General features: G+C 41.8%; 1 protein-coding gene. It reads left to right on the top strand.

From position 1 onward, the window contains the following. Positions 1-479, top strand: a 479-nt coding sequence (locus tag R2R70_RS18925) for a hypothetical protein (RefSeq protein WP_410978737.1), incomplete at both ends; no start/stop codon positions are given.

The following is a 479-nucleotide window of genomic DNA, read 5'->3' as shown; positions in this document are numbered from 1 at the left end:
AAAGCAGACGCAGCACTTGTAGCAGCTAAAAAATATACAGATGACACGGCAGAAACGCCTGATGGAGCTCAGAAGAAAGCAGATGCAGCTTTGCAAAAGTCAAAGGACTTTGTGTCAGGGTTTCAGAAAATGAAAATTACAACTGACACTGGAATGCCATTGCTCTCTCTTAGAGACACATCTGTTAGCATCCTAGACGCTGTTATTAATAACGGTCTAGGACAAGGCACGTTTTACGCTATCGCAGGATCAAAAGACTTGCCGAATCATCGTTCATTTAGAGGCTTCTTTCATATTACCGATGCGACCAACGGAAAAGGTACATTCGGTTGGGTATACGCAACCGACTACATAAATAACATCTACACCAACTATTTAAACAACAACGTGTGGAGTGGTTGGTCAAGGCTTTCAAACCATAACTTATTATCCGAGAATGGTCAAAGTCAGTTGCTTCCTAACGGCACTGATATATTAAC

This window comes from Cobetia sp. SIMBA_158, from assembly GCF_046566945.1.
Classification (GTDB): domain Bacteria; phylum Pseudomonadota; class Gammaproteobacteria; order Pseudomonadales; family Halomonadaceae; genus Cobetia; species Cobetia amphilecti.
This window is presented reverse-complemented; position numbering and strand designations above follow the sequence as displayed.